1 pseudogene is annotated in these 338 nt (G+C 43.8%); it reads left to right on the forward strand.

The window, feature by feature from the left end:
• Positions 1-338: pseudogene (tuf, locus tag NO346_RS14700) on the forward strand (elongation factor Tu); the annotation flags it as partial.

The raw sequence follows: 338 nt of genomic DNA on the forward strand, positions 1-338 counted from the left end.
GAATTAGTAGAAATGGAAGTTCGTGAACTTCTTTCTACTTATGACTTCCCAGGTGATGACACTCCAATCATCCGTGGTTCAGCGCTTCAAGCATTGAACGGCAATGATGGCGAATATGGTGAGAAATCAGTTCTTGCACTTGTTGAAGCGCTTGACTCTTACATCCCGGAACCAGAGCGTGCAATCGATAAAGCATTCTTAATGCCAATCGAAGATGTATTCTCTATCTCTGGTCGTGGTACGGTTGTAACTGGTCGTGTTGAATCTGGTATCGTTAAAGTTGGCGAATCAGTTGAAATCGTTGGTATCCGTGACACAGTTGTAACGACTGTAACTGG

The organism is Acinetobacter sp. 5862 (genome assembly GCF_024494585.1).
In the GTDB taxonomy this organism is placed as follows: domain Bacteria; phylum Pseudomonadota; class Gammaproteobacteria; order Pseudomonadales; family Moraxellaceae; genus Acinetobacter.